General features: G+C 64.5%; 16 protein-coding genes and 1 tRNA gene. 5 read left to right on the top strand and 12 right to left on the bottom strand.

Annotated elements, in window-relative coordinates; genetic code table 11:
• Positions 1 to 395: 395 nt before the first annotated feature.
• The 6 genes from KAK09_RS06265 to KAK09_RS06240 form a co-directional block, all read right to left on the bottom strand.
• The gene (locus KAK09_RS06265) at positions 396 to 2,189 is read right to left on the bottom strand and encodes a phage terminase large subunit family protein (protein WP_210878077.1); all 1,794 of its coding nucleotides are present in this window, start codon (positions 2,187 to 2,189) and stop codon (positions 396 to 398) included.
• Positions 2,173 to 2,682, bottom strand: coding sequence for a terminase small subunit (locus KAK09_RS06260; protein ID WP_210878076.1), 510 nt, complete (start codon positions 2,680 to 2,682; stop codon positions 2,173 to 2,175). Before KAK09_RS06260 ends, KAK09_RS06265 begins: the two co-directional genes overlap by 17 nt.
• 94 nt (positions 2,683 to 2,776) lie before the next feature.
• A complete protein-coding gene (locus tag KAK09_RS06255) occupies positions 2,777 to 3,052 on the bottom strand; it encodes a hypothetical protein (RefSeq protein ID WP_210878075.1) in 276 nt (91 codons plus the stop codon).
• 42 nt (positions 3,053 to 3,094) lie between these two features.
• Entirely contained in the window at positions 3,095 to 3,271 is a 177-nt protein-coding gene (locus KAK09_RS06250) for a hypothetical protein (RefSeq protein WP_210878074.1), read from the bottom strand.
• The gene (locus tag KAK09_RS06245; protein ID WP_210878073.1) at positions 3,268 to 3,444 is read right to left on the bottom strand and encodes a hypothetical protein; all 177 of its coding nucleotides are present in this window, start codon (positions 3,442 to 3,444) and stop codon (positions 3,268 to 3,270) included. Before KAK09_RS06245 ends, KAK09_RS06250 begins: the two co-directional genes overlap by 4 nt.
• Entirely contained in the window at positions 3,445 to 4,179 is a 735-nt protein-coding gene (locus tag KAK09_RS06240) for a helix-turn-helix domain-containing protein (protein ID WP_210878072.1), read from the bottom strand. It abuts the gene before it with no gap.
• 634 nt (positions 4,180 to 4,813) lie between these two features.
• Here KAK09_RS06240 and KAK09_RS06235 point away from each other — a divergent pair.
• On the top strand, positions 4,814 to 5,254 hold the full coding sequence (locus tag KAK09_RS06235; RefSeq protein WP_210878071.1) for an MmcB family DNA repair protein: 441 nt from the start codon (positions 4,814 to 4,816) through the stop codon (positions 5,252 to 5,254).
• On the opposite strand, the gene KAK09_RS06230 is transcribed toward KAK09_RS06235, so the two are convergent.
• A complete protein-coding gene (locus tag KAK09_RS06230) occupies positions 5,249 to 5,437 on the bottom strand; it encodes a DUF6324 family protein (protein ID WP_210878070.1) in 189 nt (62 codons plus the stop codon). The genes KAK09_RS06235 and KAK09_RS06230 overlap by 6 nt on opposite strands.
• Positions 5,438 to 5,551: 114 nt before the next feature.
• On the opposite strand from KAK09_RS06230, the gene KAK09_RS06225 reads away from it, so the two are divergent.
• Positions 5,552 to 5,628, top strand: a tRNA-His gene (locus KAK09_RS06225).
• A 7-nt stretch (positions 5,629 to 5,635) separates the two neighbouring features.
• On the opposite strand, the gene KAK09_RS06220 is transcribed toward KAK09_RS06225, so the two are convergent.
• Positions 5,636 to 5,932 (bottom strand): DUF6476 family protein, encoded by a 297-nt coding sequence (locus KAK09_RS06220; RefSeq protein ID WP_210878069.1) that lies wholly within the window; start codon positions 5,930 to 5,932, stop codon positions 5,636 to 5,638.
• Between KAK09_RS06220 and KAK09_RS06215 the strand changes: the two genes are divergently transcribed.
• From KAK09_RS06215 to KAK09_RS06205, 3 genes are all read left to right on the top strand, one after another.
• On the top strand, positions 5,931 to 6,977 hold the full coding sequence (locus KAK09_RS06215) for an RluA family pseudouridine synthase (protein WP_210878068.1): 1,047 nt from the start codon (positions 5,931 to 5,933) through the stop codon (positions 6,975 to 6,977). The two genes, KAK09_RS06220 and KAK09_RS06215, sit on opposite strands and share 2 nt — an antisense overlap.
• Positions 6,978 to 7,116: 139 nt before the next feature.
• Entirely contained in the window at positions 7,117 to 8,013 is an 897-nt protein-coding gene (gene rpoH, locus KAK09_RS06210) for an RNA polymerase sigma factor RpoH (protein WP_210878067.1), read from the top strand.
• 58 nt (positions 8,014 to 8,071) lie between these two features.
• Entirely contained in the window at positions 8,072 to 9,130 is a 1,059-nt protein-coding gene (locus KAK09_RS06205; protein ID WP_210878066.1) for an alpha/beta hydrolase, read from the top strand.
• Positions 9,131 to 9,296: 166 nt separating this feature from the next.
• On the opposite strand, the gene KAK09_RS06200 is transcribed toward KAK09_RS06205, so the two are convergent.
• From KAK09_RS06200 to KAK09_RS06185, 4 genes are all read right to left on the bottom strand, one after another.
• The gene (locus KAK09_RS06200) at positions 9,297 to 10,442 is read right to left on the bottom strand and encodes an iron-containing alcohol dehydrogenase (protein WP_210878065.1); all 1,146 of its coding nucleotides are present in this window, start codon (positions 10,440 to 10,442) and stop codon (positions 9,297 to 9,299) included.
• On the bottom strand, positions 10,439 to 11,818 hold the full coding sequence (locus KAK09_RS06195) for an aldehyde dehydrogenase family protein (RefSeq protein ID WP_247651095.1): 1,380 nt from the start codon (positions 11,816 to 11,818) through the stop codon (positions 10,439 to 10,441). Before KAK09_RS06195 ends, KAK09_RS06200 begins: the two co-directional genes overlap by 4 nt.
• 76 nt (positions 11,819 to 11,894) lie before the next feature.
• Positions 11,895 to 13,250: a glutamine synthetase family protein gene (locus tag KAK09_RS06190; RefSeq protein ID WP_210878064.1), complete on the bottom strand. Its 1,356-nt coding sequence runs from the start codon at positions 13,248 to 13,250 to the stop codon at positions 11,895 to 11,897.
• 95 nt (positions 13,251 to 13,345) lie between these two features.
• Positions 13,346 to 14,383, bottom strand: a complete 1,038-nt coding sequence (locus tag KAK09_RS06185) for a TRAP transporter substrate-binding protein (protein ID WP_210878063.1) — start codon at positions 14,381 to 14,383, stop codon at positions 13,346 to 13,348.
• Positions 14,384 to 14,447 lie beyond the last annotated feature (64 nt).

Raw genomic sequence — 14,447 nt, 5'->3', positions numbered from 1 at the left:
GTCTATGATTTGGTCAAACAAGGAAGCCATGTCGTAAGAATCTCATGAAAAGTCATTCCCGTAAAGGAATTTGTAGAGTCTACAACAAACAGGTAGTTTCAGCGCGTTTCGTCGTAGTTGAAACGTCATTGAAGCGCATTCGCGCGCACTCGCGGTAGTTTCGTCGCAGTTTGCTTGCGCCACAGAATGGGCGATGCTACGTCCTAAAAGCGCAGGGTTCTGACCCGCGAAGCGGCTGGTGTCGAACCGCCGCGCTTTTTTCACCTTACTGATTCGCAGGTTTGCGCGCCACGGCCCAAGGAGGGAAGGCCCGCGCGCGGACGGGGTTGTCCGACACTCGCCGTCTTGTCGGCAAACTTGGCCATGCCTTAGCCGCCTCGGGTTTGCGCCGCAACTCATCGCCGGGTCATCCATTCAGATTTCAGGACCGGCCCGGCCCGCGTCTTGTCGGCCCGGTCACTGGACAGTTCCGCCCGCCGCCGCTCGGGGTCGATCGTGACCAACTGGCGCGCGGCCAGCGCATAGACAGCGGTGTCCAAGGTTTCCGCCCGCCGCCCCGCGATCCGCTCAAACGATCGGACAGGCGCGCCCCTGCGATAACGCACAACCGCGCGTTCGCTGGTAAGTTGCTCATAATAGACTTCCGGCAAGCGGTCGCTGAACCGAACCGCGCCGGGCTGCGCCAGCTTGGCGAATAGGACAGTTTTTGCGGCGTCAACTCCGACGATCCACAAGGGCCGGGGCGCGCCCGTCTTGCTGCGCGTGGCCGATTTCTCAATGATCGGGCGGGCCATGCCGCTTGCGCCCTTGATGGCCACGATCCGCGCGCGCAGGCGCGGCGTGGTGAAGGCCAGAACCTGCGCCATGCTGGCCCCGTCCCCGGCGTCCACGGCGCAGGCGTCCAGCGCCATGCGCCCGCCAAGCGCGTGCGGCCAGCGCGTGCGCAACAGATCGTCAAGGGCCTGCCATGTCTCGGGATCCTCATAGCCGCCCCAGATCACGCGATGGTCCAAAATCAGCGCTTGCCCGGCTTCGGTCCAGCCGGTGAAGGTCAGTTCAAGGCGATCATGCTGGACATCAACCCCGGCGGTCAGTGCCAGAACCTCGGCGGGGATTTTGTCCAGGCTAAAAGGTTCGGCGCGGGCGGCAAGATCGGCTTCGGCCAGTTCCTCGCCCTCGCCTCGCCATGCCTCGCCCAGAATGGTGTTTGTGAACACTTGCAGGGCCTGCGGGTCATCTTTCCCTGCAAGAAATTCCGCCGCCAGCTTGGCCCATGATGCGTTCGCGTGAAGGCTTACAAGGGCATTCATCCGGAACCCGGCATGGCCCTTGACCTCGGGCCGGGTGGTGCGCCACGTTCCCTGCGCGACCATGCCGGGCTTGTTTCGCTCGGCTATCTCGCCTTCACAATGGGGACAACGGAACCGGGCAGTTTCAGGCTGGTCAGGGTCCCAGATGATATGCTGCCAAAGGATTTCGGTGAAGCTTCCGCATTCCGGGCATGGAACCTCGAACACGCGCTGGTCACTTTGCGCATAGGCGCGCAACACATGGCTGGTTTCTTCGTGAACCGGCGTGCTGCCAAGAACAATCTTGCGGTCAGGGAATGACAGGGTGCGGCGCTCGGCCAAGGTGATCGGGGATCCTTCCGCCGTGGCGTCCATTCCATCGGCCTCATCAATCAGCAGGACGCGGGCCGAATGGCGGCGAAGGTTGCGCGGTGCGCGGGCCGCGACGATCTTCAACGAACCGCCGGGGAACCGGCGCGACAGCAGGGTGTTCCGGCCAGCTTCGTCGCGGTCATCGGACAGCGCGTCAGCGACGATCGGGGACGCTGTGAAGATCGGTTCCAGTTCTGACACGGCCATATCGCGGCAATCGGCCTCGGTCGGCAACAGGCACAAAATGGCGCTTGGTTCGTTGGCCACGAATGCCGCGACAGCGCTGGTCAGGATCGTTGAAAATCCGACTCGGACAGGCTTGATCAGGGTGACGCGCTCAATCAGCGGATCCCCGATTGCGTCGGCAATGTCGCGCTGAAACTGCCACAGGCGAACTGGGCCGGGCTGCGCGGTCAGGCCGTCCGGCAACCGGATTTCTTTTTCAATCCATTCCGACAGACGCAGGCGCGGCGGCGGAATCAGCGCGCGCAGGGCCTTGGCGCGGATGGCTTCAATCTGTCCGTGCATCGCCGCCCCCTATTTCGGTCAGAACGTCCCGCAAGGCCCGGTCGATCTGCGCCACATCGGCGGCGGTCAGGTGGCCCAGATCGGCGCGCAGGCGGGACGGGATGGCCAGTAGCTGCGACCGCAACCCGCGCAGAATGTCGGCCCATTCTCGCGCCACGTCCTCGGCCTTGACCAGTTCCCCGCGCAGGCTGGCGTTTTTCAGTTCCTGCGCGTCAGCCTGCGCGCGCGCCAGCCGCGCCCGCTCTCCGGTCAGGGTCAGGCTTTCAGCTTCCCCGCCGCGCCCGGCGGCAATGCCGCGCAGATGCTCGGTGTAGCGTCCGACAGTCTCGGTCAGATCGTAATTGTCCCGGCCAAGCCTCACTGCAAGGTCGCGCTGAACAAGGGCAGTCAAGGCGGCGGGGGATATGCGCAGAAGGGTGCAAAGGTCGGCCCCGCCGATGCGCACAACAGCGCGGTCGCCATCAAGTCCCGGTAATTCCTGCACAATTCTCATTTCAGCCCCTTACAAAATCTTGCAGCGCCTCACATGCCGCGCCTATGCCCCCCGCATACGCTCGGCCCGGAAAGGACCCGCGCAGCGGTGAAGATCAGGCGCGCCCGGCGGGTTGTGCTGCCATAAGCCGGACTTGCAGCGCCGATGGCAGGCCGTCGATCCGGTCAGCCGCATTGACCATGCGGGCGATGGTTGCAGGCCCGCCCCAAACACAAACCATGGTGCTTACAATCTCGGCATGAACCCCGGCCATGATGGCCTCGAGGGGCAGGCCGCGCCCCGTCAGTTCGTCCAGCAGGTCGCGCAGCGCCATTGCGGCTTGGTGCGCGGCCTCTTGGCGGCAGTGCTCGTCGCTTTGCGTGGTGGTCATGGCTTGGTCCTTTCGGTTCGGGCGGCGGTCAGGTGGCGCAGATCAGCGGAATGCGCCCTCGATTGCCTCGGTGGCGGTCTCGATCAGCGCCAGCCAAGCGCCGCGCATGGTGTCCTCGATCAGCAGGTTTTCGATCTGGGTTGCCAGCGTGATCAGGTCGCGCTGGTCATTGGTGCGGATGGCGTCATTGATGCGCAGAACAATGTCGGTGGTGGTCATGGCTTGGTCCTCTCGGTTCGGGTGGCGGTCAGGGTGTCGGCCAGTTGGCGCAGATCGTGGGCGATCTCGCTTTTCTCGGCATGGAACGCTTCGGGGTCGCGGCGTGACGGGATCAGGCGGGCGACACGGCTGGCCAGATCGTGCAAGCGGTCCTGTTCTGGTTTTCTAAGCATTCAGCCCCCCGCCGCCAGAGCGTGCGCCGGTGCCGCTTTGCGCGCCCGGTCGTTGGCGATGTTGACAAGCCACCATGCGAACCGCTCGGCCTTCTCGGTGCGGTCAAGATCGTTCGCAGGCGGTGGAAACTTCCAGGGCATATCCCAGCCCGGCCCCTCGGGATCCGATGCGCGCAGGCCGATTTGCGACAGGTCCGGCAATCGTCGATCGGCAAGCCAGCGGTTCCAATCCGCCTCGGCGCTGGTCCCGCGATGCACGCAGCGGCTGAACGGGACGGGCCGCGCATTCGCTGGCCTTCGGGCTTGGGAATGGTCAGCCTCGGCGGGCCTCGCGTGTGCGCGCGTATTTGGTTTTTCTTTGGTTCTATGTAATACCCGGACAGTTCTGTCCGCCTTTCCGGACGCGGGTGTCCGCCTTTCGGCAGGTTCCGGTGTTCGCTTTTCGGTCTGATAAGCGGACACATCTGTCCGCCTTTCGCGGGGCGGTTCGCTGCGATATGCGGCCATTTCTGCAACCTTTCTCGGGTCTGCGATCGGGACGGTTCCGTCCCCGGTCAGGAAGATGAAGGCGATCCGCGCGCCGCGTCCGCGCCCGGTGCGGGTGTCGATCCAGCCCGCCGCGCGCAGTTCCGCAACCGCCCGCCGGATGCTGCGAACGTCCTTGCCCAGCGTCTCGGCTAGGGTGTCATTGCAGGGGTTGCAGCGCCCGGTTTCGCAGTTGGCGAAGGTGTCCACCAGAACGGTGGCCAGAAGCTTGGCGCGGTCTGCAAGGCGTCGATCGGCCAGAACAGCCCGCTTCCATGCCCAGCGGTTCCGGTGCCAGTCGGTGACAACGGACAGGCTTGCGCGGGCCGGGGTGTTGCTGTATTCCTTCGGTTCGAGGCTCGCCGCCTTTTTCTCTATGCTGTTCGCCCCGGTTGCGCCCGCCAGCGCGCCGGGGTTCGCATTTTCAGGGTCCGGCGGGCGGTTCGCCAAAGCGCGATTTTCTTCAATGTTTTCAATGGAAGCGCTGGCCGGGTTCGCCAGTGCAAGCGATTGATACTTGGAAGCGTGCTGAAAGCCTCCGGGCCTACCATCCCCGCCTGATCCGGGTCAGCCGTCGGATGGTTTTTGTTCGATGTCAGGAGCATTGAAGTGACGGGCCCGCCGCAGCCGTTCGGTGTTCTCATTCCCGAGGACCTGTTTATACAGGTGGGCGCCGGGTAACCGGACCAGGGTCCGGACAGAGCCAGCTCCCTCGGAATTGCTTAAGGCCACCGGAATGCAACCGCTATCGAGAAGGGCAGCACCCGTCACCCCTTTCAATTAGGCGCTTGTTGCCTTCGCGACAAGGGGTTGCGCGTGTTCCCTTTTTGTTCATAATCGTGCCATGATACAGGAGTCCCGCCCCCGTCTTCCCGGTCAGCGGCTTGCGCGTGGCGTCTGCCGCCATCTCATGACCCATGATTTCGTGACGATCGAGGAATTTATCCCCGAACGCGGGCGGCGGGTCGATGTCATGGCGCTCGGGCCCAGGGCCGAGATCTGGGTGATCGAGTGCAAGTCGAGTCGCGCCGATTTCATGAGTGACGGCAAGTGGCCGGGCTATCTTGACTGGTGCGACCGGTATTTCTGGGCTGTCGATGCCGGTTTTCCCACCGATTTGTTGCCCGAGGGAACCGGCCTGATCATTGCTGACGATTATGATGCCGAGATTCTGCGCATGGCACCGGAGAACCGCCTTGCACCGGCCCGGCGCACCGCGCTTGTCCGTCGCTTTGCCCGCGATGCCGCACGCCGCTTGCGGCAGTTTACCGATCCCGGTTCATGATCCCTTGAGCCGCGCGGCCTGTGCTGCGGCGCGGATTTCCTCAGCGATTTCCTCAGCTTCTTCTGGATCGAAATCCATCGGAAGCTCAAGGCCCTGCGCCTCTATGAACAGGCGCACCATACCTTGATCCGTTGGCCCGATCTGAAGATTGGCCTCGATGTCGCGCTCGGTATTGATGCCCATGGAGCCCTCCTGAAGCTGCGCGTTTTGCTAGCCGCTTTGCCCCCGGCTGACAAGGGGCACGCACTCAGATCGGGCTTGCAATCGCGCCCAAGCGCGGCTAAATCGCCCACCAGTGCCGCCTTAGCTCAGTTGGTTAGAGCACCAGATTGTGGATCTGGGGGTCCCCCGTTCGAGCCGGGGAGGCGGTACCATCCCGGCCTAATCTATCAGCACGACCTGTCGCAACGCCCCGCTCGTTCGGTCATAGATCAGGATGCGCCCGTCCTGTGTCACCACGGCAAGCCAATCCTGCCCCTGGGTAAAGGCCGTGGCGCGCGCGCCGTCCGGCAGGGTCAGGCGTTCGGGCAGCGGCACATCGGGCGCCCCCCAGAACCGGGTGACAAAGAGGCCGACAATCACTAGAAGGCCGAGGATCATCGTGGCGGTCAGCACCGTGATCAGCCGCGCGAGGAATTTCAGCATCGCCGGGCTGACCGGCTGAGGACTCTCGGACATGGGGCAGGACCCGCTTTGCTTTGCCATTGGGGCCAACCCGGCCCCCCGCCTTGATAAGGCGCTGGCGCGCGATGTGCCAGAGGCGCTGGCGCTCTCGCGCACACGGCTGGCGCGACTGATCGAGGAGGGGGCAGTGCGCATCAACGGCCTGGCGGTCTTGGACGCCAGGGCGCGGGTGGCCGAGGGCGACCTTGTGGAGATTACCCTGCCCGAGGCGCGCGAGAGCCATATGGCGCCAGAGGCCATCGCTCTCGATGTGGTTTACGAGGATGATGACCTCATCGTGATCGACAAGCCCGCAGGCATGGTCGTTCATCCGGCGCCGGGCAGCCCCGAAGGCACGCTTGTGAACGCGCTGCTCCACCATTGTGGCGACAGCCTTTCGGGCGTGGGCGGCGCACGGCGGCCTGGTATCGTGCACCGGATCGACAAGGACACCAGCGGCCTTCTGGTGGTGGCCAAGTCCGACGCCGCGCATCAGGGGCTGGCCGCGCAATTTTCGGCACACACGGTCGAGCGCGCCTACGGCGCTGTGGTCCATGGCGTGCCGGACGCGGGTGATCCACGCCTGCGCGGGCTGGCGGGCGTGACGTTCGAGTCGGGGGGCGTGCTGCGCATCACCACGCAGCTTGCCCGCCACCGCACCGACCGGCAGCGTCAGGCAGTCGTGGTCCATGGCGGACGGCGGGCGGTGACGCGGGCGCGGGTGATCGAGAGTTTCGGCACACCGGCTGCGGCGGCGCTGCTGGAATGCCGGCTTGAGACCGGGCGCACCCATCAGATCCGCGTGCATATGGCCCATGTGGGCCATGGCCTTGTCGGGGATCCGGTTTATGGTGGCCGCCGCCGCTTGCCCGCCCGCGCCCTGCCCGAGGGGGGGGCAGAGGCGGCAGAGGCATTCCCCCGGCAGGCGCTGCACGCAGGCAGTCTCGGGTTTGTTCATCCGCTGAGCGGCGCGACGCTGCGCTTTGACGCACCCTTGCCCGAGGATATGCGCACGCTGCTTGCTGCCTTGCGTGGTTATGATGACACTCGGACAGAATGATGTGAATTTTCGAAACATCGGGCTGATTTCGACGGACGTGCCGTCATGGTGCGTTAATATCCCTGAAATAAGTTCTCTTGAATTCGCTGGAGGACTGCACAGGTCAGTGACAATGAACAGGATCAGGAGGGACAACAGCATGGGCAATTACGCAAATCTGCCTGCGCCGACCCCGGAAGGCGGCCTCAACCGCTACATGCAGGAGATTCGCAAATTTCCGCTTCTGGAGCCGGAAGAGGAATACATGCTTGCCAAGCGCTGGGTCGAGGAACAGGACACCGAAGCCGCGCACAAGATGGTCACCAGCCACCTGCGTCTCGCGGCCAAGATCGCGATGGGCTATCGCGGCTATGGCCTGCCCGTGGCCGAGGTAATCTCCGAGGCGAATGTGGGTCTGATGCAGGCGGTCAAGCGGTTCGATCCCGAGAAGGGCTTTCGCCTTGCCACCTATGCGATGTGGTGGATCAGGGCCTCGATCCAGGAATATATCCTGCGATCCTGGAGTCTTGTGAAACTCGGCACCACCTCGGCGCAGAAAAAGCTGTTCTTCAACCTGCGCAAGGCCAAGGCGAAGATCGGCGCGCTGGAAGAAGGCGACCTGCGCCCCGAGGCGGTCAAGAAGATCGCCCATGACCTTGGGGTGACCGAAGAAGAAGTGGTCAGCATGAACCGCCGCATGTCCGGCGGCGATGCCTCGCTCAACGCCACCGTCGGTGGCGATGGCGAAGGCTCGATGCAATGGCAGGACTGGCTAGAGGATAAAGACGCAGATCAGGCTGGCGACTACGAGGCGCGCGACGAACTTGAGGCGCGGCGCGAATTGCTGGCGCAGGCGATGGATGTGCTTAACGAGCGCGAGCGTGACATTCTCACGCAGCGCCGCCTCAGCGAAGAGACCATCACGCTCGAGGATCTGAGCGCGCAATATGACGTGAGCCGCGAGCGGATCCGCCAGATCGAGGTGCGCGCCTTCGAAAAGCTGCAAAAGCGGATGCGCGCGCTTGCGCAGGAAAAAGGGATGCTGGGGGCGCACTGACGCTTGGTGGGCCGATGGCTCTCGTATATGAGGGCGCGGTCCAAGGTTGAGGCGGAGCATGGGAATCTCGGGGCGCAGTCTGGCACTCATACTGGTCATGGTCGTGGCGGCCTGTTCGCCGCGCCCTGTGGCCATGCGCGCGGTCCCAGATCCGGCGGCCACCATCGTGCCGGTGTTTGGCGTAAGCGGACGCAGGCTCGACACCGGCGGTTCGCTCTTCGGCAATGATCGCCCGCAAGAGGTGCAGCATTTCCGGATCGACGTCTCGGTGCCGCCTACCCACCGCCCCGGCCGGATCGCCTGGCCCAAGGTGGCCCCCGACGCCGCAACCGATTTCGTCGTGACCGAGGCGGGTGTCTATCCCGATGCGCGCGCGCTGATCGCGGACATGCGCCGCACCGTGCCAGGCCAGGAGACGCTGCTTTTCGTGCATGGCTACAACAGCACCTTGTCCGAGGCCACGTTCCGCATGGCCCAGATCATCACCGATTTCGAGGTCCAGATGCCCGGCGTGCTCTTTGCCTGGCCCTCGGCGGGGGATCCGCGCGGCTATCTTTACGACCGCGACAGCGTTCTTTTCGCCCGTGACGATCTTGAACGCACGATCCGCGACCTGACCGCGCGACCGGGCGACCGCGTGTTTCTGCTGGCGCATTCCATGGGCTCTCACCTGACCATGGAGACGCTGCGCCAGATCTCGCTCAAGGGTGACCGCCGCCTGCTGGACCGGCTGAGCGGCGTGGTCCTGGTCGCCCCCGATATCGACCCGGACATATTCGCCCGGCAGGCCGAGGTCATTGGCACCCTGCCGCAACCGTTCCTTATCTTCATCACGCAGCGCGACCGCGCGCTCACCTTTTCGGGCTTCATAACCGGGCGCAAGCCACGGCTTGGCGTCATCGCAGAGGCGGGCGAGGTCGTGCGCCCGGATGTTCAGGTTGTGGATGTGACCGACCTCTCCGAAGGCGGTGCCGCGCTCAACCATTCCGTGCCGCTCACCTCGCCCACCGCGATTTCGCTGCTCAACGCGGTGATGACGCGGGCCGAGCGCGAGGGGCGCGGCCTTCTGCGCGCTGTGGCAGAGCAACTGCCCCTTATCCCGACCAGCCCCCGCTGAGACACCGCGCGGCGGATCTCTTCGACGATATCGACACCCTGGGGGGCAATGACGTAATCACCGGTCTGCCCGCGCGCGGGTGGCAGGCAGGTATATCGGGGTGGCCTTCCGCGTCCCGAAGGTGCAACGGGCGCAAGCCTTGGTCGGCTCGCGCCCTTCCGCGCCCTCACATCGCCGCGTGAAAGAGCGCGGTGAGGTTGTCTTCGGTCAGCGTCACCGGATTGCCGCCGCAGGACGGATCGACAATCGCACCCCTGACCAGATCGGGAATGGCCGCCTCGGTCACGCCAAGCGCGGCAAGGCCGCGCGGTATGCCGAGGCTGTCGTTGAATTCCTGCACGAAGGCACGGAACCCGTCGAACCCGCCCGTAATGCCCAGATAGGCCGCCGCCCGGTCGAACCGCTCGCGGATGGCGTCCGCGTTGAAATCGAGCACGGCAGGCATGCAGACAGCATTCGTTGTCCCGTGATGGGTGTTGAAATAGGCCCCCACCGGATGGCTCATGGCATGGATCGCGCCAAGGCCCTTCTGAAACGCCGTCGCCCCCATCGCTGCTGCGCTCATCATCTGTGCGCGCGCCTCGATATCGGTGCCGTCCGCATAGGCACGCGGCAGGTTTTCGATCACCAGCCGCATACCTTCAAGCGCGATGCCCTGGCTCATCGGGTGGTAATGCGGCGAGGAAAACGCCTCGACGCAATGGGCAAAGGCGTCAAGCCCGGTGCCCGCGGTGATCGCGCGCGGCATGCCCACCGTCAGTTCCGGGTCGCAGATCACCACCGTGGGCAGAAACTTGGGGTGAAAGATGATCTTCTTGGCATGGGTGGCCGAGTGCGTGATGATGCTCGCGCGCCCCACCTCCGAGCCGGTCCCGGCGGTGGTGGGCACAGCGACGATGGGGGCGATGGTATCCGCGTTGGCCCGCGTCCACCAGTCGTCCACATCCTCGAAATCCCAGACCGGCCGCGTCTGCCCGGCCATGAAGGCCACGCATTTGCCCAGGTCCAGCCCCGAGCCGCCACCAAAGGCGATCACCCCGTCATGCCCACCCGCCTTGTAGGCCGCGACCCCGGCGCTCAGGTTGACCTCGTTCGGGTTGGGATCGACCTCGGAAAAAAGCCCCGGCTCCAGCCCCGCGTCGCGCAGGATATCGAGCGCGCGCGCAGTGATCGGCAGCGTGGCAAGCCCCCGGTCGGTGACCAGAAGAGGCCGGGAAATTCCTGCTTGCGCGCAGGCGGCGGGCAGTTCGGCGATGCGGCCAGCCCCGAACTTGATCGCGGTCGGATAGGACCAGTTGGCGTTGAGGGTCATTTCGTCACCTTCTTGAGATGGTAGGATTTGGGGCGCGTCAGGTTGTGATAGCCGATGACGGACAGGCCGCCGCCGCGCCCCGTCTGCTTGCAGCCGGTCCAGCACAGGCCGGGATCGAGATAATCGGCGCGGTTCATGAACACGGTGCCGGTCTCGATCGCGTCGCCGATCCGGGCCGCGCGGTCGATGTCGGCTGTCCAGAGCGACGCGGTGAGGCCGAAGTCGCTGTCATTCATCAGGGCGATCGCCTCTTCGTCCGAGGAAACCGGCATGATCCCCACCACGGGACCAAAGCTCTCGTCGCGCATGACGCGCATCTTGTGGGTCACATTGGTCAGGATCTGCGGCGTGAGGTAGCAGCCCCCGTCATCCTGCGGAAAGGTCTCGATATGCGCCACCGCCCCCATCGCCCGCGCCTCGTCGATCTGCGCGCGCACCTCTGCCGCGAAACGCGCATTGGCCATCGGCCCGAGCGTCGTCTCGGGGTCGAGCGGGTCGCCAAGGCGATAGCCCCGCACCAGCGCCACGGATTTCTCCACGAAGGCGTCATAAAGGCTCTCATGCACATAGATCCGCTCGATTCCGCAGCAGCATTGCCCCGAGTTGAACATCGCCCCGTCGATCAGCGTCTCCACCGCCGCGTCAAGATCGGCATCCTCCATCACATAGCCCGGATCCTTGCCGCCAAGCTCCAGCCCCAGCCCGGTGAAGGTGCCCGCCGCCGCGCGCTCCATCGCCTGACCGCCGCCCACGGAACCGGTGAAGTTGACGAAATCGAACGCGCCTTCACCGATGAGCGCCGAGGTTGTGTCGTGATCGAGAAAGATGTTGCGGAATACCGCCTCCGGCACGCCCGCCGCATGGAAGGCGCGCGCCATGCGCTCACCCACCAGAAGCGTCTGCGTCGCGTGCTTGAGCACCACGCTATTGCCCGCGATGAGCGCGGGCGCCACGGTGTTGATCGCGGTCATGTAGGGATAATTCCAAGGCGCTACCACGAACACCACCCCGTGCGGCACCCGCCGGATATAGCGCCGGAACGCGGCGTCCTCGCCGACCTCGATATCGGCAAGCGCCCCTTCGGCGATCGCCGCCATATGGCCTGCGCGCTCGTTGAATCCACGAAACTCGCCGCCATAACGCACGGGCCGCCCCATCATGCGCGCCAGTTCGGGCACGATCTCGTCGTTCATGTCGCCCACGGCGGCCACGCCCGCCATGACCAGCGCCACGCGTTCCGCCAAGGGGCGCGCCGCCCAGCCCGCCTGCGCGGCGCGGGTCTCGGCCACCGCCGCGCGCGCGCCCTCAAGCGCCATCGCCTCGCGCGTGGCAAAGACCGATCCGTCGATCGGGGAAATGCATGTCAATGTCGTCATGATCGCATCCTTGATCGCGGGCACCTCGCCCGCCTCTTCATCGTTCCCTAAATACTCACGTCCGGCGTTGCCGCCCTCACGCCCGTTCGAAACCGCGCGCCACCTCGTAATCCGTCACCACCCGGTCGAAATCCTCGATCTCCACCTCCGCCGCGCGGGCGTAGTGGTCCACCACCTCGTCGCCGAATGTCGCGCGCAGGAAATCCGATCCTTTCAGCGTCAGATACGCGTCGCGCAGGGTCTGCGGGATCAGGCCGGTCTCGCCGCCATAGGCATCGCCCACTGTCGGCGGGGCCAGCTCCAGCCTGTCCTCGATCCCCTTGATCCCCGCTGCCAGCATCGCCGCCATGGCGAGATAGGGGTTGAGGTCCGATCCGCCGACGCGGCATTCCACGCGCACGGCCCTCGACCCCGCACCGCAGAGGCGGAAGCCCGCCGTGCGATTGTCCACCGACCAGATCGTGCGGGTGGGGGCGAATGTGCCCTTTTGGAACCGCTTGTAGCTGTTGATATAGGGGGCGAGGAAATAGGTGTAATCGGGGGCGTATTTCAGCAGCCCGGCCATGTAATGCTTCATCAGTTGCGACATCCCGAGGCTGTCCTCGGGATCGAAGAAGGCCGGTTTGCCGTCCTGCCAGAGCGATTGATGCACATGGCTTGACGAGCCGACGCGCCGGTGATCCCATTTCGGCAGAAAGCTCGCGGCGTGGCCCTGCTGATGGGCTATCTCCTTGACTGCGTGCTTGGCGACGGTGTGGTAATCGGCCATGTCGAGCGCGGGGGCATAGCGGATGTTAAGCTCCTCCTGCCCGGCCTCGGCCTCGCCCTTGGTGTTCTCTACCGGGATGCCCGCCGCGAACAGGTGATTGCGCAGCGGGCGCATGACGTGCTCTTCGCGCGTGGTCTGGAGGATGTTGTAATCCTCGTTATAGCCCGAGATCGGCGCAAGATCGCGATAGCCAGACTTGCGGATCTCCTCAAAGCTCTTCTCGAACAGGAAGAATTCAAGCTCGGTCGCCATCATCGCCTGATAGCCCATGTCGTCAAGCCGCGCGATCTGGCTCTGGAGCATGGCGCGCGGGCTGTGCGGCACCGGTGCGTGGGTGTGGTGGTCGAGCACGTCGCAGAGCACCATCACCGTGCCGTCGAGCCAGGGCATCGGGCGTAGCGTGCTCAGGTCCGGCTTCATGGTGTAATCGCCATAACCGCGCTCCCAGCTTGTCGCGGCAAAGCCCTCGGGCGTGGTCATTTCCAGGTCGGTTGCCAGCAGGTAGTTGCAGCAATGGGTTTCCTTCCAGGCGCTGGCAAGGAAATGCGCGGCGTGAAACCGCTTGCCCATCAGCCGCCCCTGCATGTCCACGAGACAGACGAGCACGGTATCGACCGCGCCCGCGGCAACCTGCGATTTCAGATCTTCGAGACTGAGGGCCATGGCGGCGTCCTTGTTTTTCTATCGCTATTCTGTCGGTCTTGCTGCGTGGTCCGGCCCCGGTTTTGCGGGGCCGGACACATCTTTTCCGGCGCGGCTCAGCCGTTGGTATAGGGCGGGCCGGCCTGGTTGATGACCTCGTTGTATTCGCGGAAGATCGACACGATCTTCGCCTCGATCTCGCCTTCCTGCGCCACCTCGTTCCAGAAATCCTTGGCAGCGTCCTCGACCACGGCCCATTCCTCGGCAGGCACGGTGCGCAACGCCAGCTTGTCGCCCTTTGCCCGCAGCCGCGCCTCGCCGCCCCAATACCACTGGTTGCGATAGGTGTGGCTTGCCTCGGTTGCGGCCATGACCAGTTGCTTGAGGTGATCGGGCAGGTCGGTCCATTGCCGCTGGTTCACGAACCAGGACCCGATCCAGGCCCCCGAGATGTTGTTGGTCAGGAAATAGTCGGTCACATTGGCCCAGCCGACGGTGTAGTCCTCGGTGATCCCCGACCAGGACATGCCGTCAAGCTCGCCGGTCTGCACCGCGACCTCGGCGTCCTCGTAAGGAATGTTCACCGGCACCACGCCGAATTTGGCCAGGAAACGCCCCGCCGTCGGAAAGGTATAGAGCTTGAGCCCGTCGAGATCGGCGACCGAGGTGATTTCCTTCTTGGTGTTGAAGTTGCACGGGTCCTGTCCGGCGGCGGAAATCCACTGCACGCCGACCTTGGCATATTCCTCGCGCCAGATATCGGCGAGACCGTATTGGTCAAAAAGCACCGGCACATCGAGGATATGCTTGGTGGCAAAGGGGAAATAGCCGCCGAACTGCCGCAGCGGCGTGGGCGAGGCCATCGAATCATCGTCCGAGTGCACCGCGTCGATGGTGCCGCGCTGAAGCGCCTGAAACAGCTCTCCGGTGGGCACGATCTGATCGGCATAGAACAGCTCGATCTCCATCTCGCCATTGGCGGCCGCGTTGACGTAATCGACCATCGGCTTGGTCACATGCTCGCCCAATGCCCCGCCGGCATAGGTCTGCATCCGCCAGCGGATCGGGGCCTGTGCCTTGACGATGGCGGGGCTGGCCAGCGTTGCCGCCACGCCGACCCCGGCGGTGGTGAGAAACTTTCTTCTGGTGGTCATGTCTTGATCCTCCTGTTGGTTGCTCGAATGGGTTCGCTCCATTGGCGGAGTTCTCGGGTTATTC

The organism is Roseovarius autotrophicus, from assembly GCF_018069895.1.
GTDB classification, from domain to species: domain Bacteria; phylum Pseudomonadota; class Alphaproteobacteria; order Rhodobacterales; family Rhodobacteraceae; genus Roseovarius; species Roseovarius autotrophicus.
This window is presented reverse-complemented; position numbering and strand designations above follow the sequence as displayed.

Excerpts from the sequence above, each read along its gene's own strand:
- KAK09_RS06265 (WP_210878077.1), bottom strand. The coding sequence starts at position 2,189 with ATGCACGGACAGATTGAAGCCATCCGCGCCAAGGCCCTGCGCGCGCTG.
- KAK09_RS06260 (WP_210878076.1), bottom strand. The coding sequence starts at position 2,682 with ATGAGAATTGTGCAGGAATTACCGGGACTTGATGGCGACCGCGCTGTT.
- KAK09_RS06255 (WP_210878075.1), bottom strand. The coding sequence starts at position 3,052 with ATGACCACCACGCAAAGCGACGAGCACTGCCGCCAAGAGGCCGCGCAC.
- KAK09_RS06250 (WP_210878074.1), bottom strand. The coding sequence starts at position 3,271 with ATGACCACCACCGACATTGTTCTGCGCATCAATGACGCCATCCGCACC.
- KAK09_RS06245 (WP_210878073.1), bottom strand. The coding sequence starts at position 3,444 with ATGCTTAGAAAACCAGAACAGGACCGCTTGCACGATCTGGCCAGCCGT.
- KAK09_RS06235 (WP_210878071.1), top strand. The coding sequence starts at position 4,814 with ATGATACAGGAGTCCCGCCCCCGTCTTCCCGGTCAGCGGCTTGCGCGT.
- KAK09_RS06230 (WP_210878070.1), bottom strand. The coding sequence starts at position 5,437 with ATGGGCATCAATACCGAGCGCGACATCGAGGCCAATCTTCAGATCGGG.
- KAK09_RS06215 (WP_210878068.1), top strand. The coding sequence starts at position 5,931 with ATGGGGCAGGACCCGCTTTGCTTTGCCATTGGGGCCAACCCGGCCCCC.
- KAK09_RS06220 (WP_210878069.1), bottom strand. The coding sequence starts at position 5,932 with ATGTCCGAGAGTCCTCAGCCGGTCAGCCCGGCGATGCTGAAATTCCTC.
- rpoH (WP_210878067.1), top strand. The coding sequence starts at position 7,117 with ATGGGCAATTACGCAAATCTGCCTGCGCCGACCCCGGAAGGCGGCCTC.
- KAK09_RS06205 (WP_210878066.1), top strand. The coding sequence starts at position 8,072 with ATGGGAATCTCGGGGCGCAGTCTGGCACTCATACTGGTCATGGTCGTG.
- KAK09_RS06200 (WP_210878065.1), bottom strand. The coding sequence starts at position 10,442 with ATGACCCTCAACGCCAACTGGTCCTATCCGACCGCGATCAAGTTCGGG.
- KAK09_RS06195 (WP_247651095.1), bottom strand. The coding sequence starts at position 11,818 with ATGACGACATTGACATGCATTTCCCCGATCGACGGATCGGTCTTTGCC.
- KAK09_RS06190 (WP_210878064.1), bottom strand. The coding sequence starts at position 13,250 with ATGGCCCTCAGTCTCGAAGATCTGAAATCGCAGGTTGCCGCGGGCGCG.
- KAK09_RS06185 (WP_210878063.1), bottom strand. The coding sequence starts at position 14,383 with ATGACCACCAGAAGAAAGTTTCTCACCACCGCCGGGGTCGGCGTGGCG.